Source organism: Sulfitobacter sp. IGS-18 (assembly GCF_059628195.1).
The window spans coordinates 2617187-2639406 of the sequence record NZ_CM184556.1; the positions used below are offsets into that span (position 1 = coordinate 2617187).

A 22220-nucleotide genomic window follows, 5' to 3' on the forward strand; every position below is an offset into this window, starting at 1 on the left:
AAGCACGTTCCTGCACCCGCTCCCCCCGAAACAACGAAATCGTTCTTCCACGACGCCAGCCACAAGCCTTGGCGCGGGCTGAAAGCCCGGGCCGCGCCCGACCCTCCCCCCGGGAGGGCGCTTTTGGTGACTTCTCGTATCACACTGACAACATTGATATTTGTTAGGGAAGCGCTCCGAATGCGCGTCTCAATGCGCCCTCCCAGGCTCGGGCGCGGCCCTTCGTTCGAAAACGGAACGCAGAGCGCAGAAGAACGAATTACCTCCGGCGGCAGCCGTTTCCGGGTTTGTCAGCAATCTGGGCCGCCCCTCGGGGCGGCTTTTTCATTTCAGATCAGAGCCTTGCGGATGCCTTCAGTAAACGCGGCAGCTTGCCGGACAAGGGCGGCGGAGTGGCCTCGGCGACCATCGCGTCAGATTTGCGGCTCAGTGAACATTGCTGCCTTGCCCGCAGCCGCTTCAATCGTCGCGCGCTTCCGGGTCCGCCTGGCCGATCCCCTTGAACACGAACTTGAACGGGATCGCCCAAACCACCCCAAGACCCACGTAGATCGCGAGTTCCACGAGAATCGAAGGCCGGTCGAAGAGCGCCACCAGGTTCAGCGCCACGACGATATAAAGCGGCAGACCGACCAGCAGAATCACCAATGCCCAACGGCGGCGTGCCTTATAGCTCAGGGCCATGAAGCCTCCTCAGTCCGCGAAGGGATCGGTGACCAGAATCGTGTCTTCCCGCTCCGGCGAGGTGGAGAGCAGTGCCACGGGACATTGGATCAACTCTTCGACGCGGCGCACGTATTTGATTGCCTCGGCGGGCAGATCGGCCCAGCTGCGCGCGCCTTCGGTCGATTGCGACCAGCCCGGCATTTCCTCGTAGACCGGGGTGCAGCGCGCCTGCTGGTCAGCGGCGGTGGGCAGATATTCCAGCGTCTTGCCGTCCAGCTCATAGCCGACGCAGATCTTGAGGGTTTCAAAACCGTCCAGCACATCCAGCTTGGTGAAGGCGATGCCGTTCACGCCGGATGTGGCGCAGGTCTGGCGCACCAGCACGGCGTCGAACCAGCCGCAGCGGCGCTTGCGCCCGGTCACGGTGCCAAATTCATGCCCCCGCTCGCCCAGCCGCTGACCATCCGCGTCGTGCAATTCGGCGGGGAAAGGCCCCTCGCCCACGCGGGTGGTATAGGCCTTCACGATGCCGAGGACAAAGTCGATGGAGCCGGGCCCGATGCCGGTGCCGGTTGCTGCCTGACCCGCGATCACATTGGAGGAGGTGACAAAGGGATAGGTGCCAAAGTCGATATCCAGCAGTGCGCCCTGTGCGCCCTCGAACAGGATCCGCTTGCCCGCCTTGCGCTGTTCGTTCAGCACCTTCCAGACCGGTGCCGCATATTCCAGAACCGCCGGGGCGATCTCTTTCAGCGCCGCGATCAGCGCGTCGCGGTCCACCGGCTCAAGCCCCAGACCCCGGCGCAGCGCGTCGTGGTGCACCAGCGCGCGGTCCACGCGCAGCTCCAGCGTCGCCTCATCCGCCAGATCGGCGACACGCACCGCGCGGCGGCCCACCTTGTCCTCATAGGCCGGGCCGATGCCGCGCCCTGTCGTGCCGATCTTGGCCACCGAATTCTGCGCCTCGCGGGCGCGGTCCAACTCGCCGTGGATCGGCAGGATCAGCGATGTGTTTTCGGCAATCATCAGGGTCTCGGGGGTGATGGTGACACCCTGGCTGCGCAGCCCTTCGATTTCCTTGACCAGATGCCAGGGGTCCAGCACGACACCATTGCCGATCACGCTCAGCTTGCCGCCGCGCACGATGCCCGAGGGCAGCAGGCTCAACTTGAAGACCTCACCGTCGATCACCAGCGTATGGCCCGCGTTATGCCCGCCCTGGAAACGCGCGATCACATCGGCACGCTCGGACAGCCAGTCGACAATCTTGCCTTTTCCCTCGTCGCCCCACTGGGCTCCGACAACAACGACATTGGCCATATTGAACTTCCCCTTTTGGCAACCGGCCTTGCTATAACGTCGAAGCGGCGCGGGTGAAACTGAAAAACGCGGCATTGCACCGAAGGCCGCATTTTCCCGCGCGCTGCGGGCGGGGACAGCCATGGACTTTCCCCGCGCGAGAGCGGTAATTTCAGCGTGAAACGGTGAAAGGGTCCGCAATATGGGTTTCGTGATGCGCTGGGTCTGCGCCTTTGTCCTGCTGGCAGTGACCTTCAATCCGACCGAATACAATTACACCAACTGGGTGATGGATTACGGCAGCGCCAATATGTCCATCGCGGTGCTGCTGGGGCTGTTGCTGCTGATCGGCTACATCATCTATCTGCGCGCCACACTGCGCTCCATCGGGGCCTTCGGCATGTTGCTGGTGCTTGCGGTCGTGGGGGCCGCGCTTTGGGTGCTTTATGATCTGGGGGTGCTGCGGCTGGACAATTCCAGCTTCAACGTCTGGCTGTCGCTGGTCGCACTCAGCTTTGTCCTGGGCATCGGGCTCAGCTGGAGCCATGTGCGCCGGGCGCTCTCCGGTCAGGCCGATATGGATGATGTGGACGAATAACGGGACGGCGGGCGGGGCGCACTGGCGTCAGCCAGCAGCGTCGTCCAGCCGGACGGGCGCGCCATGCGGGGTGCGTAGATAGGCCGCTTCCCAGGCGTCCCGCAATGCCGCGACATCGCCGGTCTCGGCGAGGCCCGTCTCTGCCAGGAAAACCTCAAGCGTTTCCAGCCAGGCGGCAAAGTAATCCTCGCCGCCGTTCAGTTCCCGCGCCAGACCGTGCCGCCGCAGGGTTGCGCCGAAACGCGCGGCCCAGTCGCCCCAGCTGAACTGGCCGGATTCGTTCAGATGTACCGTCAGGGCAAAGACCTGCGCATGCCAGGGTGCCTCAAACACCGGTTCGGGCCGGGTCATGGGGCAGCGCTCAGATAGCTTTGCCACAGGTCCACCACCACTTCGTCATCCGGGTGTTCGGGGTGGGCCCAAAGTTCGGAGGCCGGGAAAACCACGGCGTAAAGCGGCTCGGGCGCCTCGCCCTGCCCATGGGCATTGCTGTCGGGAAAGACATGTGACCCGTGCAGCCGCAGGATGCGCCCCCGCGCCCCTGCCGCATAGCCGGGCAGCCGTGTATGCCCGCCCGGCACCGCGGCGTTCTCGGCCTGCGCCCGTGTCACCACCGCGTCGCCTGCCGCAAAGAGCGGCTTCACCGCGCTGGGGCGCTCCACCGGGCCGCCGCGCGCCAGAACCTCGGCCACCCTGGCACGCGTCAGCACCTTGTCCGCCAGGGGGCTGGGCCCTGCCTCTGCCGCGCCTGCCAGTTCGTCGCGGGTGACAAGGCCCCGTTCCACCAGCAGGTTCGCCAGCGCCGCCATCCACTTTTCATAATAGGAGAACCGCGCGTAATCCTTTGGGGCCAGGCATTCCCGCGCATGGCGCGACATGTCGATGTTCCATTGCCCCAGCGGGCTGGTCGCCACAGTGACCGCCATGGCACGCGGGTGCCAGTCTGCGTGAAAGATCACGCTTTCGTCTTCGGGCACCACCGCGCCGTCGCCGAACCGCCCGCCCATGTCGTGGACGCGGGTCACGCGGCTGCGCCAGTATGGTTGTGGACGCGGGTCATGGCCGCTGCGCCAATATGGTCGTGGACGCGCGTCACGCGGCTGCGCCAATATGGTGGCAGAAGCGGGTCATGGCTGCCGCGCCAGGCCGGTGCCGATCATACTGTCGCGGCTGACAAGGGCCATCAGCGCCTCCTCCTCCATGCCTTCGGTACCCTCGGGCCTGCGCGGGATCACCAGATAGCGCATCTCGGCAGTCGAATCCCAGACCCGCACCGCTGTTTCCGGCGGCAGTTCAACCCCGAAATCCGCCAGCACCTTGCGGGGTTCGCGCACCACGCGGGCGCGGTAGGCATCCGATTTGTACCAGCCCGGAGGGATCCCCAGGAGCGGCCAAGGATAGCAGCTGCACAGGGTGCAGACGACCATGTTGTGCTGCTGCGCCGTGTTCTCGACCGCCATCATATGTTCGCCCTGACGCCCGTAGAACCCCATCTCGGCCACCACGGCGGTCGCATCCGCCATCAGGGCGGCGTGAAATCCCGGATCGCGCCAGGCCCGCGCCACCACCCGCGCGCCGTTGCGCGGACCGATCCGGTTTTCATAGGTGTCGATGATTTCATCCACCGCCGCCGGGTCGATCAGCCCCTTGCGCGTCAAAAGCGTTTCAAGCGCCTTGACCCGCAGGGCGGGGTCGGAGGGCAGCAGGCTGTGCGGTTCATCATGATCGTGTGGCATGGCCAATCATTGCCAAAGGCCCGCGCGCTTGTCCATGGGCTGAAACCGGCCCGATCGGCCAAGTCCTTCTGATTTCAGATCACTTTACAGGCGAAATGCGCCGAAAAATATGTTATACAGATTGCATGAAGCGAGTCTGATACACCTCATTTCCAGGGAAAACCTCTTAAACAAAGGCGTGGTTGAGCACCGCTTCGAGAAAGACCGCCCACCGCAATGGGCGGTCTTTGTTTTGGGCCGGACAGCGGGGTTTCACCGCTGACCCGCGGCTGATGTGCATCGGGCCAATCCTCCCTTGCCCCGCGTGGCAAAGACGCCTAGATACGCCCAAACTAAATCGAAAGCGGTCCCATGGAAAACGTCCTTCTGATCATCCACCTTCTGCTGGCCCTTGGCCTGATTGCGGTTGTCCTGCTGCAGCGGTCAGAGGGTGGCGGTCTCGGCATGGGCGGCGGCGGTGCCGTTTCGGGCCGCGCGGCGGCAACCGCATTGGGCAAGCTGACATGGCTGCTGGGCGCGGCGTTTCTGGTCACGTCGATTTCGCTGACCATCATCGTGGCGCAGAAATCTTCGGGGGCCTCCGTCATCGACCGTCTGGGCGCGGCACCGGCCACCCAGTCCGAAGATGGCGGCACAGCGCCGGCAAGCGATAACCTGCTGCCGCCGACGGCGGATGACAATGCGCCGCTGGTGCCCGCAGCCGATTAACCTGCAAACACAATACCTTGAGGATGGGATGATTTTCGCAACATGATGTTGCGGGCGACTCTTGCCTCGACCAACCGAATCCTGTTAGGCTTAAGTCCCGTGGTGTTGCGGTTTTCTGCAACGCATCTGGCTGGTTTTTGCCACAGAAATGCGAATACACGGGGGCTGTCCGAACATGGCGCGATATATATTCATCACCGGTGGTGTGGTCTCTTCACTGGGCAAGGGGCTGGCCTCCGCGGCGCTGGGGGCCTTGCTGCAGGCGCGGGGCTTTTCGGTGCGGCTGCGCAAACTGGACCCCTACCTGAACGTCGATCCTGGCACGATGTCGCCTTTCGAACATGGCGAAGTCTTCGTCACCGATGACGGGGCGGAAACCGATCTCGACCTGGGCCATTACGAACGCTTCACCGGGGTCCCCGCAAGGATGACCGATTCCGTCTCCTCCGGCCGCATCTATTCCAACGTGCTGGAGAAAGAGCGCCGCGGCGATTACCTGGGCAAGACCATCCAGGTGGTGCCGCATGTTACCAATGAAATCAAGGAGTTCCTAAACATCGGTGACGATGAGGTCGATTTCATGCTCTGCGAGATCGGCGGCACCGTGGGCGACATCGAAGGCCTGCCCTTTTTCGAGGCGATCCGCCAGTTCAGCCACGACAGACCGCGCGGGCAATGCATCTTCATGCATCTGACCCTCCTGCCCTACCTTGCCGCCTCCGGCGAGTTGAAGACCAAGCCGACGCAACACTCCGTCAAGGAATTGCAAAGCATCGGCATCGCCCCCGACATTCTCGTCTGCCGCTCGGAACAGCCGATCCCGGAAAAGGAACGCGAGAAAATCGCCCTGTTCTGCAACGTCCGCAAGGAATCCGTTGTTGCCGCCTATGACCTGAAGTCGATCTACGAGGCGCCGCTGGCCTATCACGCGCAGGGGCTGGACCAGGCGGTGCTGGATGCCTTCGACATCTCTCCGGCGCCACGTCCGGACCTGGCCATGTGGCACGATGTCTATGACCGCATCCACAACCCCGAGGGCGAGGTGAAGATCGCCATCGTCGGCAAATACACCCAGCTTGAGGATGCCTATAAATCCATTGCAGAGGCGCTGACCCATGGCGGCATGGCCAACCGGGTCAAGGTGCGCGTCGAATGGGTGGATTCAGAGATTTTCGACAAGGCCCAGGATGTCGGCCCGCATCTGGAAGGGTTCCACGCCATCCTCGTTCCCGGCGGTTTCGGCGAGCGCGGCACCGAGGGCAAGATCAAGGCGGCGCAATATGCCCGTGAACACAAGGTGCCCTATCTGGGGATCTGCCTGGGCATGCAGATGGCGGTGATCGAGGCGGCGCGCAACCTGGCCGGCCTGAAGACCGCAGGCTCCGAGGAATTCGACCACGAAGCCGGGAAAAAGCGTTTCGAGCCGGTGGTTTACCACCTCAAGGAATGGGTGCAGGGCAACCACAAGGTTGAACGCAAGCTGGGCGACGACAAGGGCGGCACCATGCGTCTGGGCGCCTATGACGCGGTGCTCAAGGCCGGGTCCCGCGTGGCCGAAGCCTATGGCACCACCCAGATCGACGAACGCCACCGCCACCGCTACGAGGTGGACATCGCCTATCAGGAAACGCTTGAGAAAACCGGTCTGGTGTTTTCCGGCATGTCCCCGGACGGCCGCCTGCCCGAGATCGTGGAATGGCCCGATCACCCGTGGTTCATCGGTGTGCAATTCCATCCGGAGCTGAAATCCAAACCCTTCGCCCCGCACCCGCTGTTCAAGGATTTCGTCCGCGCGGCCAAGGAGAATTCGCGGCTGGTCTAGGGCCTGTGGACAATCATCTTCCTGCGCTTTGTCTCATTGCCTCGACTTCGTTTGTCAGATGGCGATTCAGCGTGAGATTTGGTCCAGGAGATGTTTTAGCTCCGCTGAATTTTCTTCGATGTACTCAATCGCGAGGTTGGCGAATTCTTCCGGGTTGCTGGCAGACAGTCTCTTACCACCAATGTGAGTAGGAACTCTTACCGTAAGCTTTTTCTTTGGATTGTAGATAGGCAACAATCGAACATTGGCCAGGTTTTCTGTTATATGTGTGTTGGGGGCGTCAGAGAGTTTGGTCAGGTTCCCATTTTTTGTTTCTAACGAAAAAGTCCCGGTATTAACTGCGACACCGCCTCTAATAACAATGTTATTTGAATAGTGGACACTTGAAGTTCCACTGACCGGTCCAATGCCACCAACACCAACAAATGCTTCGCGAAAATCGGAGAACGGGGTAAGTCCGTGCTCGGTATGATTTCTTGCCTCTCGCAAATACAGCAAGCCCTCATCATCTTTGGATGAGTGGTTTTTAAGTTTGTGCGCCCAACCGCGAGTCACCTTAAAGTTCATACCGTTTGAGATTAGCCATCCAATCGTAAGGCCAAAGGCATTTACAAATTCTTCCCAGCTTCGTCTTAGGTCGACTCCGGTATCGGCACTTGCAATCCTGTCGAAACACGATTTTGCCTTTTCAAGGCGATAGTTGAACTCATCCCAGTCGACTTTTTTCTTCATCAAAAAAACTCCAAAAAATTATCGTGGATATTGTTGGCCGACTGGCCGCTATCATCATGCCTTCCAAAATCCGTAACATGCAAAGTATTCGGCCTGAACATCGTGAGAAATTAGAGAACCCAAATATCCAAGACAGTTGTGTTCAACAAATGTAAACAGGCCCTTCATCCTAGTATGGCGGAAACGAAATGCGCACCATTTCCCCATGCCTCCGGATCGCTTGCGATCCGGTTCGCACCCGACCCCGCCCCCCAGGGCGGGTGCGAAACTCCGACCTCGCAAGATGCTGCGAAGTATGGAAAAATGGAAATGCCCCGCCAAATGGAGGGCCGCCCTCGGGGTCGGGTGCGAACCTGCCGTTGAGAGCTGCATTCAATGAGCCAAACTTTGATTCCGGGTGACTAGTTGCGCACCCCAAATTAAGCGTTGGACCCTCGTCCTTGCTGAGCCACCAACATATCTACCCTGCGAGACACCTCGCGAACGTGTACAAGCAGGAACAATTGGCCAACCTCACCCGCAAGGAGAAACCGCCCAAACCGGGCAGCGGGGCGGCAAACCCTCCCGTCTTGCGGGAATGATGCATTGGCAGTAGCCTTGGCGGCATTTCACCTCCGCCATTTCAGAAAGCCATACCCATGCAAGTCTTTCAGACCGGTGCCGACCGGTATCAAAATGCGTCAGAAGATCCCTATGCGAAGATCAACCAGCGTACCCTGGCCTTTTTCGTAGGGTTGGTTGCGCTTGGCCTGCCCACCATCATGCTGATCGGCGTGTTCAACCCGGTCTGGCCGACCTGCTACCGTGCCTCCATCAGCCATTATTATTACGCGCCCTTCCTGAGTGGCCCTTTTATCGGGGCGCTGGTCTTTATCGGCACCTATCTGTGGGTCTATCAGGGCGAGGACAAGGACGGCGCGGAGGGGCGTCTGGCCACCTGGGCCGGCATATTTGCCATTGGCGTGGCCCTGTTCCCCACTTCCGGCTTTGGCTGCGATGCGGACAGCTTCACCGCCCGCGCCATGGTCAGCTTTGGCCCCGATCCCGACCATCTGGACCTGATCAAGGTGCCGCCCATCGACGGGCTGCCCGATCTTGCGCCCTACTTCCGGCTCACCTCCTTTTCGGCCAGCCTGCATTACGCCTCAGCGGCGCTGCTGTTTTCGTTCCTGGCCTGGTTCGCGCTGGTGGTCTTTACCGCCGTGGAGCCGCATCAGCGCAATCCCGACGGGTCGCTGAAACAGGCCAAGATCATCCGCAACAGCCTTTATATCGCCTGTGGCGGCATCATGATCTTCTGCATCCTGGCGATGGGGCTTTACGCGGCGCTGGGGGCCTGGACCAGCCTTGACCTGTCCTGGTGGCCCCGCGCGCGGCTGACCTTCTGGTTCGAGACGGTGGCGCTCTGGGCCTTCGGGCTGTCCTGGATGGTCAAGGGCCGGTTCTGGGGCCGCGCGCTGGAGGATGCCCGCTGTTGAATGCCATGCGAAAGTGACTCGAACCAAGGGATTTCCTGAATCTTGTCGGAAGGCCGTGCCGGGCAATTCCGTCTCAAATGCCAGTAATTGCCGACCCGAAGCGGACCCGCGACGCGGCACAGCGGGTGTCTGCTCAGCGGGCATTGCTGCGAAACGTCAAGCCGCGCATCGACGGGCCGTGGTTCGGCGATCCGACCTCAGTGACTGGCACTTTATGGCAGCCAAGCACATCCTAACTAACGATGTGGCATTAGAGCAGCCAAATCGCCGTGCCAGGGGACGGCCCGTCATGTCGGAGACATGCCTCTGGCATGATGCGCGGCGGCCTGCGGCCTTGATTCCGCACCGGGGGGAAGCGGAAAGGGCTCTTTCCCGTCCTGCGCCGCAAAGCGCACGAACGGCAGCTTCTCCCAGGCAGAAACGATCCGGGTCAGCGACCTGACAGGAAAGCCGCTTTTGTCTGACACCTGACACCCGCGAAAGCTGAGCCCTTGCCACGCCGCTGCAATCCACTACACCCGTGCCATGCTGAGTTACCAACATATCTACCACGCGGGGAACCTCGCGGATGTTCACAAACACGGGCTGCTGGCCTGGATGCTGGCCTACCTTACCCGCAAGGACAAGCCGCTGACCTATCTGGAAACCCACGGCGGCCGCGCGCTTTACGATCTCGACGATGCGGCGGCGCGCAAGACCGGCGAGGCGGCGCAGGGCATCGACCGCGCGGCGGGCTGGTTCGGCGCGGATCATCCCTTTCTCCAGGTGCTGAACGAGGTGCGCGCCGACCACGGGCCGCGCGCCTATCCCGGCTCTCCGCTGATTGCGGCGCGGCTGCTGCGCCCCGATGACCGGATCCACCTGGCCGAGCTGCATCCCGCGGAACATGCCGCCCTCGACCTTGCCATGTCACCCTATCCCGCGACCTGCCATCTGCGTGACGGGGTGGAAATGGCCTTTGCCCTGACCCCGCCCACACCGCGCCGGGGGCTGTTGCTGATCGACCCGAGCTATGAGATCAAGACCGACTACGAGAGCCTGCCGCGCAGCATCGCCAAGCTGGCGCGCGCCTGGAACGTCGGGATCATCGTGCTGTGGTATCCGATCCTGACCAGCAAGGCGCATCAGCCGATGCTGGCCGAGCTTGCCCGCAGCCACCCCGAGGCCCTGCGCCATGAAGTCCGCTTTTCCCCCGCGCGCCCCGGCCACGGGATGGTGGGATCGGGGCTTTTCGTCATCAACCCGCCCTACGGGCTGGAGGCCGAGGCCAAACGGCTGGCCACGCAATTTTCAAGATAGGAGCCACCGATGCCCAAGGGATACTGGATCGCCCGGATGGACGTGAAAGACGCGGAAACCTACGACAGCTACCGCGCGGCCAATGCGAAACCCTTTGCCGACTTCGGGGCAAGGTTCCTGGTGCGGGGCGGCACCCAGGACCTGCGCGAAGGCAGCTGGCGCAGCCGCACCGTGGTGCTGGAGTTTGACAGCCTTGCCGATGCGATTGCCTGTTACGAAAGTGATGCCTACCAGAAAGCGAAGGAGATCCGCCTGCCCGTCGCCGAAGGGGATATGATCATCGTCGAAGGGTACGACGGCTGAAATCTATGCTAGGCTGCGCCGATGATCCTCATGCGCGCGCTCTTTCTTTCCCTGCTCCCCACCGGCCTGCTTGCCTGTGGCGCGCCGGTCTGTCTGGTCAACCCCGACAGCCTGGCGCTGACCCGTGTCATCACCTTTGACGACATTCCATCCGGTGCCGGACCGGGCCTGCGGGTGGATGATGTCATGAACCTGGACGGTGCCCAGTTCGGTGAAATCTTCGCAGGCCAGGGGCTGGCGGCGGCGGGCGCCCATGATCAGGTCATCGGCGCGGCGCTGGGTCCGCTGATCCTGCTGCCGGGTGCCCCGGGGCAGAACCTGTCGGTGGTCAACTTCTACGGCAATACGGTGTTGAACGGCTATGGCCCCGCCGGGTTTCCGCGCCGTGAAGGCCAGGGGGAGGGCGCGATTGCCGTGCTCTTCGACAATGACCAGAACGCCCTGTCCTTTGCCCTGCGCGGCGGCGAATCCGGTGCCGCACTTGCCCAGTTCCTGCGCCGCGACGGCTCGGTCATCGGGGCGGTTCCGATAGAGCCCACAGGCGAATTCACCCTGGGGTTTGCCCGCGCCGATGACATCCGTGACATCGCGGGCATGGTTTTGACAAATACTGACCCCGAAGGCATCGCCATCGACACTTTACGCTTTGGAAATCCGCCGGACCTGAGCTAGACAGGCCGTCATGTTCGAACGCCTCTTTCCCCGCCGCAAACCCGCGCCGAAACCCCTGCCGCAGCCGAATGCGCAGCTTGCCCTTGGGGCATTGCTGGTGCGCGTGGCGCTTGCCGACCGGAATTACAATGCAGCGGAGGTCGGCCAGATCGACCGCATCCTTGCCCGGACATTCGGGCTGAAACCGCTGGAGGCCGCAAAACTGCGCGCCACCTGCGAGGCGCTGGAACGGGATGCGCCGGGCACGCCGGAATTCGTGGATATCCTGCGCGAGGAAGTCGATTATGCCCACCGCAGGGCTTTGGGCGAAGCCATGTGGTCCGTCGCGCTGGCCGATGGTGATCGTGACGAAAAGGAAGAAATCCAGCTGCTTGCCATCGAAACCGCGCTTGGGCTGACCGATGACGACATGCAGGCCGCGCGCGAGGATGCGCTGCGCAATCTCTGAGTTGGCAAGGCTCCTGCGCGGGTCTATATCCTGATCATGTTTGCTGATTTCATCAAACGGCTGACCCAGCCGGATCCCGCCCCGCTTGCCGATACCGATGCCCGCCTTGCGCTGACCGCGCTTCTGGTGCGTGTTGCCCGGTCGGACAATGACTATGACGCCGGCGAAATGCGGCGGATCGAGGAAATCGCCCGCGACCGTTATGGGCTGACCCCGGAACAGGCCGCCGCCCTGCGCGCCGAGGCCGAAGCGCTGGAGGCGCAGGCCCCCGATACCGTCCGCTTTACCCGCGCGATCAAGGAGGCGGTGCCCTATGAGAATCGCCTCGGGGTGATCGAGGCGCTGTGGAAGGTGGTTCTGGCCGACGGCACCCGCGCCGACGAGGAAGACGCGCTGCTGCGCCTTGTCGCCAGCCTGCTGGGTGTCGAGGACAAGGACAGCGCCATGGCCCGCCAGCGGGTCGCGGCGCGGTAAAGCGTTTCCAGTTTTCGTTGAAACGAAGCATCGCCAATGTCCCGGGAGCGCCAAAGGCGCGGCAGGGTATTGGCGATACAGCATAAACTGGAAACGCTCCAGGCAAGGCTCAGCGCCGGGTCATGATCCGGCGCCCAGCGCCCTGCTCCGCAAGCGGTCGGTCCTGCGCGCAAATGTCACGATGATCAGGGTCGCCGCGATCTGCAGAGCTGCAAAGACGATCATCGCGGGCAGCAGCCCCAGCACATCCGCCAGCGCGCCGCTGGCGATGACCGGCAGCGAGAACCCTGCATAGGCATAGACAAACAGCCCCGCAGCGGCGCGCGCACGGTCCTGCGGCGCCCGCAGCGACACCTCTGCCAGCGCGGCCAGATAGGTGAACCCATAGCTCGCCGCACTGGTGATGCAGGTGCCGAGCAACACAAGGGCCAGCACCTTGAGCCAGACACCGGCCAGCAGCACCAGAAACCCCAGCGGGATCAGCACAAACCCCAGATTCAGCGCGCCCTGGTTTGTCATGCGCCGGGCCAGCGGCTGGCACAGGAAACCCGCAAAAATCGCCAGAAAGATCACCAGACCGGTCCATCCGCCCAGGTCGTTCGCCGCCAGTTCCAGCGGCACGATGGCAATGGTCATGCCGGTCGTGGACCATGCCAGCGCCATCGCCGCCCCGAAGCGCCAGCTGCCTGCCGGAAACACCGGCAGCCGCAGCAATGACACCGGTCGCAGGCTGTCGTTCCGGGGCAGCATCAAGGCCGTCACCGCAAGCAGGGGCGCCGCGACGAACAGGGCGATATAGCTGACCGGCAGCAGCGTCGGCCCCTGCAGCCCAAGGCTGATCCCCGTTGCCAGCGCCCCGCCACCGAACCCCAGCGAAGTCGCCGAGGTGACAGCCAGCGCCGCGTTCCGCGCCTGCGCCGTTCCCATGATCTCGGCCATATAGGCGGTGCCCGCCGTGGTGGCGAGGCCGGTACCGACCCCCAGCAGACAGCGGGCAACCACAAGCGTGGTCCAGCCCGGCATCAGGACCAGAAGCCCCGTCGCCACTGCCCCCAGGATCAGCGCCAGCGCCAGCGGAATGCGCCGCCCGATCCGGTCAGACAGACCGCCCAGCAGCAGGAGCGTCGGCATCAGCCCCCCGACATAGGCGGCAAAGGCCAGGGTGACCGCCGTCGCGCCCACGCCGCTTTGCGCCGCATAGATGTCATAGAGCGGGGCCTGAAGGTTCACCGCAAAGGTGACAGTGAACAGCGCCAGCCCAAGCAGCGCGGCGGCAAGATTTCCCGACATGGCAAGACCCTCAAAGATTGACTTGCACGGGGCATGCCATGCGCCATAATGCATGACAATTTTTTGATTGTACCAGGTACAGAGGGTGTGATGGGCAAAGCCAAATATCTGCGCCTTGCCGACGCGCTCACCGGCGCCATCGAGAACGGCAAACTTGCGCCGGGCACCAGATTGCCCACGCACCGCGCCTTTGCCGAACAATTCGGCGTCGCCCTTGCCACGGCCACGCGCACCTATGGCGAACTTGAACGCCGGGGCATGGTCCTGGGCGAGGCGGGGCGCGGCACCTTCGTGCGCGATCCAGGCCTGCCGCTCACCCTGGGAGTGCGGCAGACCGACAGCGAAGGGCTGGTCGATCTTGTCTTCAACATGCCCGGCGGTGCCGGGGATGCGGATATGCTGCGCTCCGGGCTGCGGCGGCTCGCGGCCTCGGGCGATCTTGAGGCGATGCTGCGCTATCAGCCCCATGGCGGCCGCCCCCACGAACGCCGGATCATCGCGGAACATCTCTCGACCAGCCTCGGCCCGGTCGATCCGGAGGCGCTGCTGGTCACATCGGGCGCGCAGCACGGGCTGGCGATCACCGCACTTGGGGTGCTGCGGCGCGGGGATGCGGTGGCCACCGACATGCTGACCTATCCCGGCTTCAAATCCGTCGCCGCCCTGCAGGGGCTCGATCTGGTGGGCATCGAGGGGGTGGATGGCGTGATGAACCCCGATGCGCTGGACCGGCAATGCCGCATCCGCAAGCTGCGCGCGCTCTATCTGATCCCGACCGTACAGAACCCGCTGGGCGCGGTCATGGACCTGCCCACCCGGCAACGCCTGATCGAGGTGGCGCGAAAGCATGATCTGTTGATCCTGGAGGACGCGGCATATGCCTTTCTCGAACCGGATCCGCCGCCGGGCTTCCTTGCCCTTGCCCCCGATCTGACGATCCATCTGGGCGGTTTCTCCAAAAGCCTCGCGACGGGGCTGCGGCTTGGCTATCTGATTGCCCCGGCGCGGCATCTCGACGGGCTGCTTGATGCGATCCGGGCAACCACATGGAACGCGCCCGCGCTGATTTCCGGCCTGGTCACCGGCTGGATCACGGATGGCACGCTTGCAGCCTCCGAGCAGACCCGCCGCGCGGATGGTGCCGAACGTCAGCGCATCTGCCGCGCCGTGTTTGGCGCGCGGCCGGTGCTGGGGCATCGCAATGCGGGGTTCGCCTGGCTGCCCCTGGACAGGGGGCTGCGCGCCGGCCCCATCGTCACCCATCTGAAACAAAAGGGGCTTTCCGTCTCCGGTGCGGAGCCTTTTGCCACCACCGCCGCGATTCCCCAGGCGCTGAGGCTGGCCTTTGGCGGCATGAGGACAGAGGAGCTGACCGCCGCCCTGCAAACGGTACTGGACGCCATCGAGAGCCACACGCCCGTGAAACCCACCCCGCAGCCGGGCCCGTGACGCAGCTTTGCCACCGCCCGCGCCGGGTGCCTGCCCTGTCCTTCAGCGATTGACCCTAGGTCAGCCCGCAAATTATGCGGCCCTGCCAAACACGGCGTTGCAATCTGAGGGAAATTATTCCCTTATGTCACATCGAAACGGTAAGAAGTGACACTCGTGGACCCTGAGACCCCCGTCATCCAGATCAACGACCTGCACAAGGCCTATGGCGCGCTCGAAGTGCTCAAAGGCGTCAGCCTGAGCGCCCCCAAGGGCAATGTGATTTCGCTGATCGGATCATCCGGGTCGGGCAAATCGACGCTGCTGCGGTGCTGCAACCTGCTGGAAGACAGCCAGCAGGGCGACATCCTGTTCAAGGGCGAACCCGTCACCTGGAAGGGCAGCCACCATGGCCGCAGGCCCAGCGACCCCAAACAGGTGCTGCGCATCCGCACCAATCTCAGCATGGTGTTCCAGCAATTCAACCTGTGGTCCCATATGACCATCCTGCAAAACGTGATGGAGGCGCCGCTGACCGTGCTGGGGCGCGACCGGGCAGAGGTCGAACAGGCCGCGCGCGGCTATCTCGACAAGGTCGGGATCGGTGACAAATGCGATGTTTACCCGGCCCAGCTTTCCGGCGGCCAGCAGCAGCGCGCCGCAATTGCACGGGGGCTCTGCATGGAGCCCGAGGCGCTGCTCTTTGACGAGCCGACCAGCGCGCTTGACCCGGAGCTGGAGCAGGAGGTGGTCAGGGTCATCAAGGATCTGGCCACCGAGGGGCGCACGATGCTGATCGTCACCCATGACATGAAACTGGCCGCTGATGTGTCCGACCACGTCATTTTCCTGCATCAGGGCCTGATCGAGGAACAGGGGCCGCCCGACCGGCTGTTCGGCGCGCCCACATCAGAACGCCTGCGCGGGTTCCTTTCGGCGACCCACGCAACGTAGACCAGAACGAAAACCAGAACGGGAGTAACACGTTATGAAAAAGATTATCCTTTCCGCCACGGCGCTGGCGATGATCGCCGGAGCGGCCTTTGCCGATTCGCATTCCAGCACCGTCCGCATGGGGACCGAGGGCGCCTACCCTCCCTACAACTTCCTCAACGATGCGGGTGAAGTCGACGGCTTCGAGCGCGAAGTGGGCGACGAGCTTTGCGCGCGGGCCGAGCTGACCTGCGAATGGGTCACCAATGAATGGGACAGCATCATCCCCAACCTGACCTCCGGCAACTACGACACCATCATCGCCGGCATGTCGATCACCGACGAGCGTGATGAAGTCATCGACTTCACGCAGAACTACTTCCCGCCCGCCGCCTCCGCCTATGTGGCGAAATCGGCTGATGCGGATCTGACCGGCGGTGTCATCGCGGCGCAGACCAGCACCATCCAGGCCGGTTATGTTGCTGAATCCGGTGCCACCCTGCTGGAATTCGCCACCTATGACGAAACCGTCGCCGCCGTGATGTCGGGCGAAGCCGATGCGGTTTTCGCCGACAAGGACGCGCTGGCCCCCACGGTCGAGGAATCGGGCGGTGAGCTGAGCTTTGTTGGCGATGACGTGCCGCTGGGCGGCGGTATCGGCGTCGGCGTCCGCGAAAGCGACACCGAACTGAAAGGAAAGCTCGACGCGGCGATCCAGTCCATGAAGGACGACGGCAGCCTGAACGAGCTGATCATCAAATGGTTCGGCGCAGACGCCAAAACCTTCTGATACAACAAAGGCCGGCCCGATGCGGCCGGCCTTTCCGCCCCGAAGCCCTAGCCCAGCAGCGGGTCTTCAAATGCCACAGGAACGAGGAAATCAGTGCCCGCGTCATCCAGACTGAAAGACTGCGGACCGGTCGCGCCAAGCAATGGGTCTTCGAAGCCGTTTTCGACCACCAGACCCAGCACGCGGGGCATCGTCAGACCCAGCAGCGGATCCTCGAACATGCCAGATCCGTTGTCGATCACGGTGGCGGCGGAGCTTTTGAAAATGAATTGGTCTGACATGTGTTTTCCTTTGGCTGAATGCGGATCTTTGAATGCTCCGAGCATTCCAGACCTGTCTCTTGCTGAACAGTCGGGTATTCCTGACCCCGTCGGAGGGCCCTGCTGATCCTTCCCGATTGTACAGATCCCGGAACGCTGGACGGCCTGATCTGGCTGACCTGCTACCTGACCACGGGCAAGCATGTGGCCTTTTACGGCGCCTTCGGCACCGTGCTGCTGCTGCTGGCGATCACCGCCCCCACGGCGCTGGCCTTCGGCTTTGGCGGGGCGATGGCGGCGCGGGCGCAGTTTGCGCCGCTGCGCTGGTTCGGCAAGGGCTATATCGCCATCGTGCGCGGCGTGCCGGACATCGCCTTTTTCCTGTTTTTCGTCATCGCGCTGGACCAGGCCGTGGAATACATGCGCCACCTGTGGAAATGCCCCGACTGGGATCAGCCGATCCGCCAGGGCAGTGATTTCCTGGTCTGCCAGGCGGCCAAGATGCCGCTGGGCAACTCCCCCCAATGGGTGCATGAAACCTATGGTTTCGCCCTTGCGGTGCTGACCTTTGCCATCGTCTTTGGCGCCTTCGCGGCCAATGTGCTGTTCGGTGCCATGCGCGCCGTGCCCCATGCACAGCTGGAGACCGCCGAAAGCTATGGCATGTCCCCGCGCCAGACCTTCTGGCGCATCCTGGTGCCGCAGATGTGGGTCTATGCCCTGCCCGGCCTGTCGAACCTCTGGATGGTATTGATCAAATCCACCCCCCTGCTGTTCCTGCTGGGGGTTGAGGATATCGTCTATTGGGCGCGGGAACTGGGCGCGGCCAAGACCCCGCGCTTTACCGATTTCCCGCATGGCGACTGGCGCGTGTGGTACTTCCTCGCCCTGCTGGTCTTCTACCTCGCCTTCACGCGGGTCTCCGAAATCGTGCTGGGCCGGCTGATGACCCGGCTGACACGCGGGCAGGCCACCATGGGCGGCGAAGCGCAGAGGAAGAACGCATGAGCTGCCTTCAGACCATCCAGGATTACGGCCTGCGGTCGCTGGGCATCGGTGAACGCCTGCTGCCGCGTGACAATTTCACGCTCTGCGACCAGTTCACCCTGATCGGCTCCGGCATGCTGTGGAACATCTATTTCGGCACCCTGGCGCTGATCACCGGCTTTTTCCTGGCCACCGCCCTTGGCCTGGGCAAGGCCAGCCCCAACCCGCTGCTGCGCAAGCCGTCGGAATGGTTCATCTTCATCTTCCGGGGCTCACCGCTCTTTATCCAGTTCTTCTTTGGCTACTTCCTGTTCCTGACCCTGAAACAGCAGGCCGCCTTCTTTGATCCCTTCTCTGCCGCCTGGCTGGGGGCGCTGGTTGTGCTTTTCTGCAACACCGCCGCCTATACCGGTGAAATCTTTTACGGCGCGCTGCTGTCGGTGCCCAAGGGCGACATCGAGGCGGCGGATGCCTATGGCCTCTCGGGCTGGAAACGCTTTCGCCGGGTGATCTGGCCCACCATGCTGCGGCTGGCCTGGCCCGCCTATACGAATGAGGCGATTTTCCTGTTTCACGCCACAACACTGGTATTTTTCAGTGGGTTCCCGGCGGTTCAGCAAAAAGGCGACGCGCTTTATTACGCCAGCTATTTCGCGGACAAGACCTTCAACCCCTTTGTCCCCTATCCGATCCTGGCGGGGTATTTCATCCTGCTGACTTTGGTCGTGATCACGCTTTTCGGGCTGATCAACAAACGGCTGAACCGGCACCTGCCGCAGGAACGCCGCCAAAAATTACGCTTGCGCCCTAATCTGATCCGGTAGTATCAAACTTTTGATCAAATTATCCGGCGGTGGTTGACGGCTGACAGGCTGAAGCCTGAACGCTTGTCCCACAGCCTATCAGGTGTGCAATGAAAAACTGGCTCCGCAAGAACCCTCATGTCCGCACGATCCGTGTGGCCGCCGCTGACCTTAACGGTCAGCCGCGTGGCAAACGTGTCCCGACCCGTTTCGCGGACAAGGTGACAACCGAAGGCACGCGCTTTCCCTTCTCCGTACTGAATCTCGACATCTGGGGCGAGGACATCGACGACAGCCCGCTGGTCTTTGACAGCGGCGACCGTGACGGCGTGCTGAAACCGACCGAGCGCGGCTTCCTGCCGATGCCCTGGCTTGAGACCCCCTCTGCCCTGCTGCCGATCTGGATGTTCCACGAGGACGGCCGCCCCTACGAGGGCGATCCGCGCCATGCGCTGCGCGCGGTGCTTGACCGGTTCAAGGCCCGTGGCCTGACGCCGGTCTGCGCGGTGGAGCTGGAATTCTTCCTGATCGACGATTCAGGCCGCAACCTGCAGGTGCCGATCTCGCCCCGCTCCGGCAAGCGGCGCAAGGCGGCTGAAACCCTGTCGATCCGCGCCCTGGACCAGTTCGACAGTTTCTTCACCGATCTCTACGACGCCTGCGAGGAAATGGACATTCCCGCCGATACCGCGATTTCAGAGGCCGGGCTGGGCCAGTTCGAGATCAACATGATGCATTGCGACGACGCCCTGCGCGCCGCCGACGATGCCTGGCTGTTCAAGATGCTGGTGAAAGGGCTGGCGCGGCGGCACGGCTTTGCCGCCTCTTTCATGGCCAAACCCTATGAGGATTATCCCGGCTCCGGCCTGCACACGCATTTCTCGGTCCTGGACCAATCCGGCAAGAACGTCTTTGACAATGGCGGGCCCGAAGGCACCGACCTGATGAAGAACGCGGTTGCGGGCTGCATTTCCGCCATGCCCGGTTCCGCACTGGTCTTTGCCCCGCATCTGAACAGCTATGACCGGCTGGTGCCGGGCAACCATGCGCCCACCGGGGTCAGCTGGGCCTATGAGAACCGCACCTCCTCCATCCGCATCCCCTCGGGCAGCAGCTCGGCGCGGCGGATCGAACACCGCGTCTCGGGCGGCGACGTGAACCCCTATCTGATGCTGGCCGCCGTTCTGGGCGCCGCCATCACCGGCATCGAGGATGGTGCCACGCCGCCGCCCCCGGTCACCGGCAACGCCTATGACGCCGATCTGCCGCAGATCCCCGACAACTGGCAGGCGGCCATCGACGCCTTCGAGAGCGACCCCTATGTCGCGCGCATCTTCGCGCCCGAAATGATACGAAATCTTGTCCTGACAAAGCGGCAGGAACTGCATTACATGCAGGAACTTACCCCTGAAGAACGGGTCATCATCTATCTCGACACCGTATAGGAGAGGCTATGAAAATCGGCATCCTCATCACCGGCCATCCGCCCGAGGAAATGTCTGACGGCGGGCGTTACGACGCCTATTTTGCGCGGCTCCTGGGCGACCGCGATTTCACCTATCAGGCCTGGTCCGTCGTTGACGGCGAGATGCCGCAGGGCGTGCATGACGCCGAAGGCTGGCTGATCACCGGGTCGCGCCATGGCGCCTATGAGCCCCACCCCTGGATTCCGCCGCTGGAGCAGTTCATCCGCGACTGCTACGCCGCGCATGTGCCGATGATCGGCGTCTGTTTCGGCCACCAGGTCATCGCCCAGGCGATGGGCGGCAAGGTCGAGAAATTCGCAGGCGGCTGGTCCGTGGGCCGCGTGGTCTATCCGATCGAGGGGCAGGATTATGCCATCAACGCCTGGCATCAGGATCAGGTGGTGGAAAAACCCGCAATGGCGCAAGTGATCGGCGCGACGGATTTCTGCGCCAATGCGGCCCTGCTCTATGATGACCGCATCTGGACCATTCAGCCCCATCCCGAATACGAATCCGATGTCATCGGCGGGCTGATCCGCCATCGCGGCAAGGGCGTGATCCCCGATGCGCAGCTCGACAGTGCAACCGCCGCTCTGACGCAACCGCTCGACAATCATGCGATAGCTGCCAAGATGGCTGCATTCTTCAAGAAAGAGAGGGCCTGATGGCCGACAGGATGACAGATCTGCCCGAAGCGGCACAACTTTATCTCGAAGGCAGGCGGCTGGACGAGGTCGAGTGCATCATCTCCGACCTGCCCGGCATCGCGCGCGGCAAGGCCGTGCCCGCGTCCAAGTTCGCGCGCCAGGAATATTTCCACCTGCCCGACAGCATCTTTTTCCAGACCATCACCGGCGATTGGGGCGAAGCGGCGGGGGATGACGGGTTCATCGAAAAGGACATGATCCTGCGCCCCGACATGAGCACCGCAACCGCCGCCCCCTGGACCGCCGACTGGACGCTGCAGGTGATCCATGACGCCTATGACCGCAACAACAAGCCGGTCCCCTATTCGCCGCGCAACGTGCTGAAACGGGTGGTGGACCTTTACCGCGCGCAGGGCTGGGAACCGGTGGTGGCCCCCGAGATGGAATTCTTCCTGGTCGCGCGCAACCTCGACCCCGCGCATGAGATCCAGCCGATGATGGGCCGCTCCGGCCGCCCCGCCGCCGCGCGGCAGGCCTATTCGATGACCGCCGTCGACGAATTCGGCCCGGTGATCGACGACATCTACGATTTCGCGGAAGCCCAGGGTTTCGAGATCGACGGCATCACCCAGGAGGGCGGCGCGGGCCAGCTGGAGATCAACCTGATCCACGGCGACCCGGTCAAGCTGGCTGACGAGGTGTTCTACTTCAAGCGCCTGATCCGCGAGGCGGCGCTGCGCCACGACTGCTATGCCACCTTCATGGCCAAGCCGATCGCGAATGAACCCGGCAGCGCCATGCACATCCATCATTCCGTGCTCGACAGCAACACCGGCAAGAACATCTTTTCCGACGCGCAGGAGGGCGAGACGGACGCCTTCATGTATTTCATCGCCGGGTTGCAGAACCACATGCCCGACGCGCTGGCGGTGATTGCGCCCTACGTCAACAGCTACCGGCGCTACGTCAAGGATCACGCCGCCCCGATCAACCTCGAATGGGGCCGCGACAACCGCACAACCGGCATCCGGGTCCCGCTGTCGAAACCGAACTCGCGCCGGGTCGAAAACCGGATTCCGGGCATGGATTGCAACCCCTACCTCGGCATCGCCGCCAGCCTCGCCTGCGGCTATCTGGGGCTGATGGAACAGAAGAAACCGAAAACCGAATTCATGGGTGACGCCTATGACGGTGACGGTGACATCCCGCAGGTGCTGGGCAATGCGCTGGACCTGTTCGAAGAGGCCACCAAGCTGCACGAGGTTCTCGGACCCGATTTCGCGCGGGTCTATGCCATCGTGAAACGCGCGGAATACGACGAATTCCTGCAGGTCATCTCGCCATGGGAGCGCGAGCACCTTCTGATGAACGTGTAATGCCG

General features: G+C 62.9%; 25 protein-coding genes. 17 read left to right on the forward strand and 8 right to left on the reverse strand.

Annotated features, from left to right (window positions below; translation table 11 throughout):
- Positions 1-459: 459 nt before the first annotated feature.
- Positions 460-684 carry a DUF2842 domain-containing protein gene (locus ACWNZ3_RS12575; protein ID WP_496900149.1) on the reverse strand — a complete coding sequence of 75 codons (225 nt, stop codon included), beginning with the start codon at positions 682-684 and terminating at the stop codon, positions 460-462.
- 9 nt (positions 685-693) lie between these two features.
- The gene (locus ACWNZ3_RS12580) at positions 694-1986 is read right to left on the reverse strand and encodes an adenylosuccinate synthase (RefSeq protein WP_114275760.1); all 1293 of its coding nucleotides are present in this window, start codon (positions 1984-1986) and stop codon (positions 694-696) included.
- Positions 1987-2167: 181 nt separating this feature from the next.
- Here ACWNZ3_RS12580 and ACWNZ3_RS12585 point away from each other — a divergent pair, with 181 nt between their 5' ends.
- Complete coding sequence (locus ACWNZ3_RS12585) at positions 2168-2563, forward strand: DUF6524 family protein (RefSeq protein ID WP_067293478.1); 396 nt, start codon at positions 2168-2170, stop codon at positions 2561-2563.
- 27 nt (positions 2564-2590) lie between these two features.
- Here ACWNZ3_RS12585 and ACWNZ3_RS12590 read toward each other — a convergent pair whose 3' ends face one another.
- The 3 genes from ACWNZ3_RS12590 to nthA form a co-directional block, all read right to left on the reverse strand.
- Entirely contained in the window at positions 2591-2914 is a 324-nt protein-coding gene (locus ACWNZ3_RS12590; protein ID WP_496900150.1) for a nitrile hydratase accessory protein, read from the reverse strand.
- Positions 2911-3588, reverse strand: a complete 678-nt coding sequence (gene nthB, locus ACWNZ3_RS12595) for a nitrile hydratase subunit beta (RefSeq protein WP_496900151.1) — start codon at positions 3586-3588, stop codon at positions 2911-2913. Before nthB ends, ACWNZ3_RS12590 begins: the two co-directional genes overlap by 4 nt.
- A gap of 102 nt (positions 3589-3690) precedes the next feature.
- A complete protein-coding gene (gene nthA / locus ACWNZ3_RS12600) occupies positions 3691-4299 on the reverse strand; it encodes a nitrile hydratase subunit alpha (RefSeq protein WP_114275947.1) in 609 nt (202 codons plus the stop codon).
- A 351-nt stretch (positions 4300-4650) separates the two neighbouring features.
- Here nthA and secG point away from each other — a divergent pair, with 351 nt between their 5' ends.
- Together secG and pyrG are read left to right on the forward strand one after the other, a co-directional pair.
- The gene (secG, locus tag ACWNZ3_RS12605; RefSeq protein ID WP_269364930.1) at positions 4651-5007 is read left to right on the forward strand and encodes a preprotein translocase subunit SecG; all 357 of its coding nucleotides are present in this window, start codon (positions 4651-4653) and stop codon (positions 5005-5007) included.
- Positions 5008-5182: 175 nt separating this feature from the next.
- Positions 5183-6829 (forward strand): CTP synthase, encoded by a 1647-nt coding sequence (pyrG, locus tag ACWNZ3_RS12610; protein ID WP_496900152.1) that lies wholly within the window; start codon positions 5183-5185, stop codon positions 6827-6829.
- 66 nt (positions 6830-6895) lie between these two features.
- Here the strand turns inward: pyrG and ACWNZ3_RS12615 are convergent, their stop codons facing one another.
- Positions 6896-7561: a hypothetical protein gene (locus ACWNZ3_RS12615; RefSeq protein ID WP_496900153.1), complete on the reverse strand. Its 666-nt coding sequence runs from the start codon at positions 7559-7561 to the stop codon at positions 6896-6898.
- Positions 7562-8199: 638 nt separating this feature from the next.
- On the opposite strand from ACWNZ3_RS12615, the gene ACWNZ3_RS12620 reads away from it, so the two are divergent.
- The 6 genes from ACWNZ3_RS12620 (at position 8200) to ACWNZ3_RS12645 (ending at position 12235) form a co-directional block, all read left to right on the forward strand.
- Positions 8200-9039: a hypothetical protein gene (locus tag ACWNZ3_RS12620; protein WP_496900154.1), complete on the forward strand. Its 840-nt coding sequence runs from the start codon at positions 8200-8202 to the stop codon at positions 9037-9039.
- 525 nt (positions 9040-9564) lie between these two features.
- Positions 9565-10338, forward strand: a complete 774-nt coding sequence (locus tag ACWNZ3_RS12625) for a 23S rRNA (adenine(2030)-N(6))-methyltransferase RlmJ (RefSeq protein WP_496900155.1) — start codon at positions 9565-9567, stop codon at positions 10336-10338.
- Positions 10339-10347: 9 nt separating this feature from the next.
- Complete coding sequence (locus ACWNZ3_RS12630) at positions 10348-10641, forward strand: DUF1330 domain-containing protein (RefSeq protein WP_496900156.1); 294 nt, start codon at positions 10348-10350, stop codon at positions 10639-10641.
- A gap of 21 nt (positions 10642-10662) precedes the next feature.
- Positions 10663-11313 (forward strand): hypothetical protein, encoded by a 651-nt coding sequence (locus tag ACWNZ3_RS12635; protein ID WP_496900157.1) that lies wholly within the window; start codon positions 10663-10665, stop codon positions 11311-11313.
- A 10-nt stretch (positions 11314-11323) separates the two neighbouring features.
- Positions 11324-11761, forward strand: coding sequence for a tellurite resistance TerB family protein (locus ACWNZ3_RS12640; protein WP_269364918.1), 438 nt, complete (start codon positions 11324-11326; stop codon positions 11759-11761).
- A 36-nt stretch (positions 11762-11797) separates the two neighbouring features.
- Positions 11798-12235 (forward strand): tellurite resistance TerB family protein, encoded by a 438-nt coding sequence (locus ACWNZ3_RS12645; RefSeq protein ID WP_269364916.1) that lies wholly within the window; start codon positions 11798-11800, stop codon positions 12233-12235.
- 120 nt (positions 12236-12355) lie between these two features.
- Here ACWNZ3_RS12645 and ACWNZ3_RS12650 read toward each other — a convergent pair whose 3' ends face one another.
- Positions 12356-13525 carry an MFS transporter gene (locus tag ACWNZ3_RS12650; protein WP_496900158.1) on the reverse strand — a complete coding sequence of 390 codons (1170 nt, stop codon included), beginning with the start codon at positions 13523-13525 and terminating at the stop codon, positions 12356-12358.
- 90 nt (positions 13526-13615) lie between these two features.
- On the opposite strand from ACWNZ3_RS12650, the gene ACWNZ3_RS12655 reads away from it, so the two are divergent.
- The 3 genes from ACWNZ3_RS12655 (at position 13616) to ACWNZ3_RS12665 (ending at position 16676) form a co-directional block, all read left to right on the forward strand.
- The gene (locus ACWNZ3_RS12655) at positions 13616-14974 is read left to right on the forward strand and encodes an aminotransferase-like domain-containing protein (RefSeq protein ID WP_496900159.1); all 1359 of its coding nucleotides are present in this window, start codon (positions 13616-13618) and stop codon (positions 14972-14974) included.
- Positions 14975-15130: 156 nt separating this feature from the next.
- A complete protein-coding gene (locus tag ACWNZ3_RS12660; RefSeq protein ID WP_269364910.1) occupies positions 15131-15907 on the forward strand; it encodes an ABC transporter ATP-binding protein in 777 nt (258 codons plus the stop codon).
- Between the two features lie 34 nt (positions 15908-15941).
- A complete protein-coding gene (locus ACWNZ3_RS12665) occupies positions 15942-16676 on the forward strand; it encodes a transporter substrate-binding domain-containing protein (RefSeq protein WP_269364908.1) in 735 nt (244 codons plus the stop codon).
- Positions 16677-16723: 47 nt separating this feature from the next.
- Here ACWNZ3_RS12665 and ACWNZ3_RS12670 read toward each other — a convergent pair whose 3' ends face one another.
- Positions 16724-16957: a hypothetical protein gene (locus ACWNZ3_RS12670; protein ID WP_114275775.1), complete on the reverse strand. Its 234-nt coding sequence runs from the start codon at positions 16955-16957 to the stop codon at positions 16724-16726.
- Between the two features lie 105 nt (positions 16958-17062).
- Here ACWNZ3_RS12670 and ACWNZ3_RS12675 point away from each other — a divergent pair, with 105 nt between their 5' ends.
- The 5 genes from ACWNZ3_RS12675 (at position 17063) to ACWNZ3_RS12695 (ending at position 22215) form a co-directional block, all read left to right on the forward strand.
- Positions 17063-17944: an ABC transporter permease gene (locus ACWNZ3_RS12675; protein ID WP_269364962.1), complete on the forward strand. Its 882-nt coding sequence runs from the start codon at positions 17063-17065 to the stop codon at positions 17942-17944.
- Positions 17941-18747, forward strand: a complete 807-nt coding sequence (locus tag ACWNZ3_RS12680; protein ID WP_274577690.1) for an ABC transporter permease — start codon at positions 17941-17943, stop codon at positions 18745-18747. Before ACWNZ3_RS12675 ends, ACWNZ3_RS12680 begins: the two co-directional genes overlap by 4 nt.
- Before the next feature lie 89 nt (positions 18748-18836).
- Positions 18837-20171 carry a glutamine synthetase family protein gene (locus ACWNZ3_RS12685; protein ID WP_274577691.1) on the forward strand — a complete coding sequence of 445 codons (1335 nt, stop codon included), beginning with the start codon at positions 18837-18839 and terminating at the stop codon, positions 20169-20171.
- An 8-nt stretch (positions 20172-20179) separates the two neighbouring features.
- Complete coding sequence (locus ACWNZ3_RS12690) at positions 20180-20857, forward strand: type 1 glutamine amidotransferase (RefSeq protein WP_496900160.1); 678 nt, start codon at positions 20180-20182, stop codon at positions 20855-20857.
- Positions 20857-22215, forward strand: a complete 1359-nt coding sequence (locus ACWNZ3_RS12695) for a glutamine synthetase family protein (RefSeq protein ID WP_496900161.1) — start codon at positions 20857-20859, stop codon at positions 22213-22215. Before ACWNZ3_RS12690 ends, ACWNZ3_RS12695 begins: the two co-directional genes overlap by 1 nt.
- Positions 22216-22220: the final 5 nt, after the last annotated feature.

Bases quoted from the DNA above. Each gene is read 5' to 3' on its own strand.
- ACWNZ3_RS12655 (WP_496900159.1), top strand. From the start codon at position 13,616: ATGGGCAAAGCCAAATATCTGCGCCTTGCCGACGCGCTCACCGGCGCC.
- ACWNZ3_RS12690 (WP_496900160.1), top strand. From the start codon at position 20,180: ATGAAAATCGGCATCCTCATCACCGGCCATCCGCCCGAGGAAATGTCT.
- ACWNZ3_RS12615 (WP_496900153.1), bottom strand. From the start codon at position 7,561: ATGAAGAAAAAAGTCGACTGGGATGAGTTCAACTATCGCCTTGAAAAG.
- pyrG (WP_496900152.1), top strand. From the start codon at position 5,183: ATGGCGCGATATATATTCATCACCGGTGGTGTGGTCTCTTCACTGGGC.
- ACWNZ3_RS12575 (WP_496900149.1), bottom strand. From the start codon at position 684: ATGGCCCTGAGCTATAAGGCACGCCGCCGTTGGGCATTGGTGATTCTG.
- ACWNZ3_RS12625 (WP_496900155.1), top strand. From the start codon at position 9,565: ATGCTGAGTTACCAACATATCTACCACGCGGGGAACCTCGCGGATGTT.
- ACWNZ3_RS12670 (WP_114275775.1), bottom strand. From the start codon at position 16,957: ATGTCAGACCAATTCATTTTCAAAAGCTCCGCCGCCACCGTGATCGAC.
- ACWNZ3_RS12695 (WP_496900161.1), top strand. From the start codon at position 20,857: ATGGCCGACAGGATGACAGATCTGCCCGAAGCGGCACAACTTTATCTC.
- ACWNZ3_RS12640 (WP_269364918.1), top strand. From the start codon at position 11,324: ATGTTCGAACGCCTCTTTCCCCGCCGCAAACCCGCGCCGAAACCCCTG.
- ACWNZ3_RS12645 (WP_269364916.1), top strand. From the start codon at position 11,798: ATGTTTGCTGATTTCATCAAACGGCTGACCCAGCCGGATCCCGCCCCG.
- ACWNZ3_RS12620 (WP_496900154.1), top strand. From the start codon at position 8,200: ATGCAAGTCTTTCAGACCGGTGCCGACCGGTATCAAAATGCGTCAGAA.
- ACWNZ3_RS12665 (WP_269364908.1), top strand. From the start codon at position 15,942: ATGAAAAAGATTATCCTTTCCGCCACGGCGCTGGCGATGATCGCCGGA.
- nthA (WP_114275947.1), bottom strand. From the start codon at position 4,299: ATGCCACACGATCATGATGAACCGCACAGCCTGCTGCCCTCCGACCCC.
- ACWNZ3_RS12680 (WP_274577690.1), top strand. From the start codon at position 17,941: ATGAGCTGCCTTCAGACCATCCAGGATTACGGCCTGCGGTCGCTGGGC.
- secG (WP_269364930.1), top strand. From the start codon at position 4,651: ATGGAAAACGTCCTTCTGATCATCCACCTTCTGCTGGCCCTTGGCCTG.
- ACWNZ3_RS12635 (WP_496900157.1), top strand. From the start codon at position 10,663: ATGATCCTCATGCGCGCGCTCTTTCTTTCCCTGCTCCCCACCGGCCTG.
- ACWNZ3_RS12650 (WP_496900158.1), bottom strand. From the start codon at position 13,525: ATGTCGGGAAATCTTGCCGCCGCGCTGCTTGGGCTGGCGCTGTTCACT.
- ACWNZ3_RS12585 (WP_067293478.1), top strand. From the start codon at position 2,168: ATGGGTTTCGTGATGCGCTGGGTCTGCGCCTTTGTCCTGCTGGCAGTG.
- ACWNZ3_RS12630 (WP_496900156.1), top strand. From the start codon at position 10,348: ATGCCCAAGGGATACTGGATCGCCCGGATGGACGTGAAAGACGCGGAA.
- ACWNZ3_RS12590 (WP_496900150.1), bottom strand. From the start codon at position 2,914: ATGACCCGGCCCGAACCGGTGTTTGAGGCACCCTGGCATGCGCAGGTC.
- ACWNZ3_RS12685 (WP_274577691.1), top strand. From the start codon at position 18,837: ATGAAAAACTGGCTCCGCAAGAACCCTCATGTCCGCACGATCCGTGTG.
- ACWNZ3_RS12580 (WP_114275760.1), bottom strand. From the start codon at position 1,986: ATGGCCAATGTCGTTGTTGTCGGAGCCCAGTGGGGCGACGAGGGAAAA.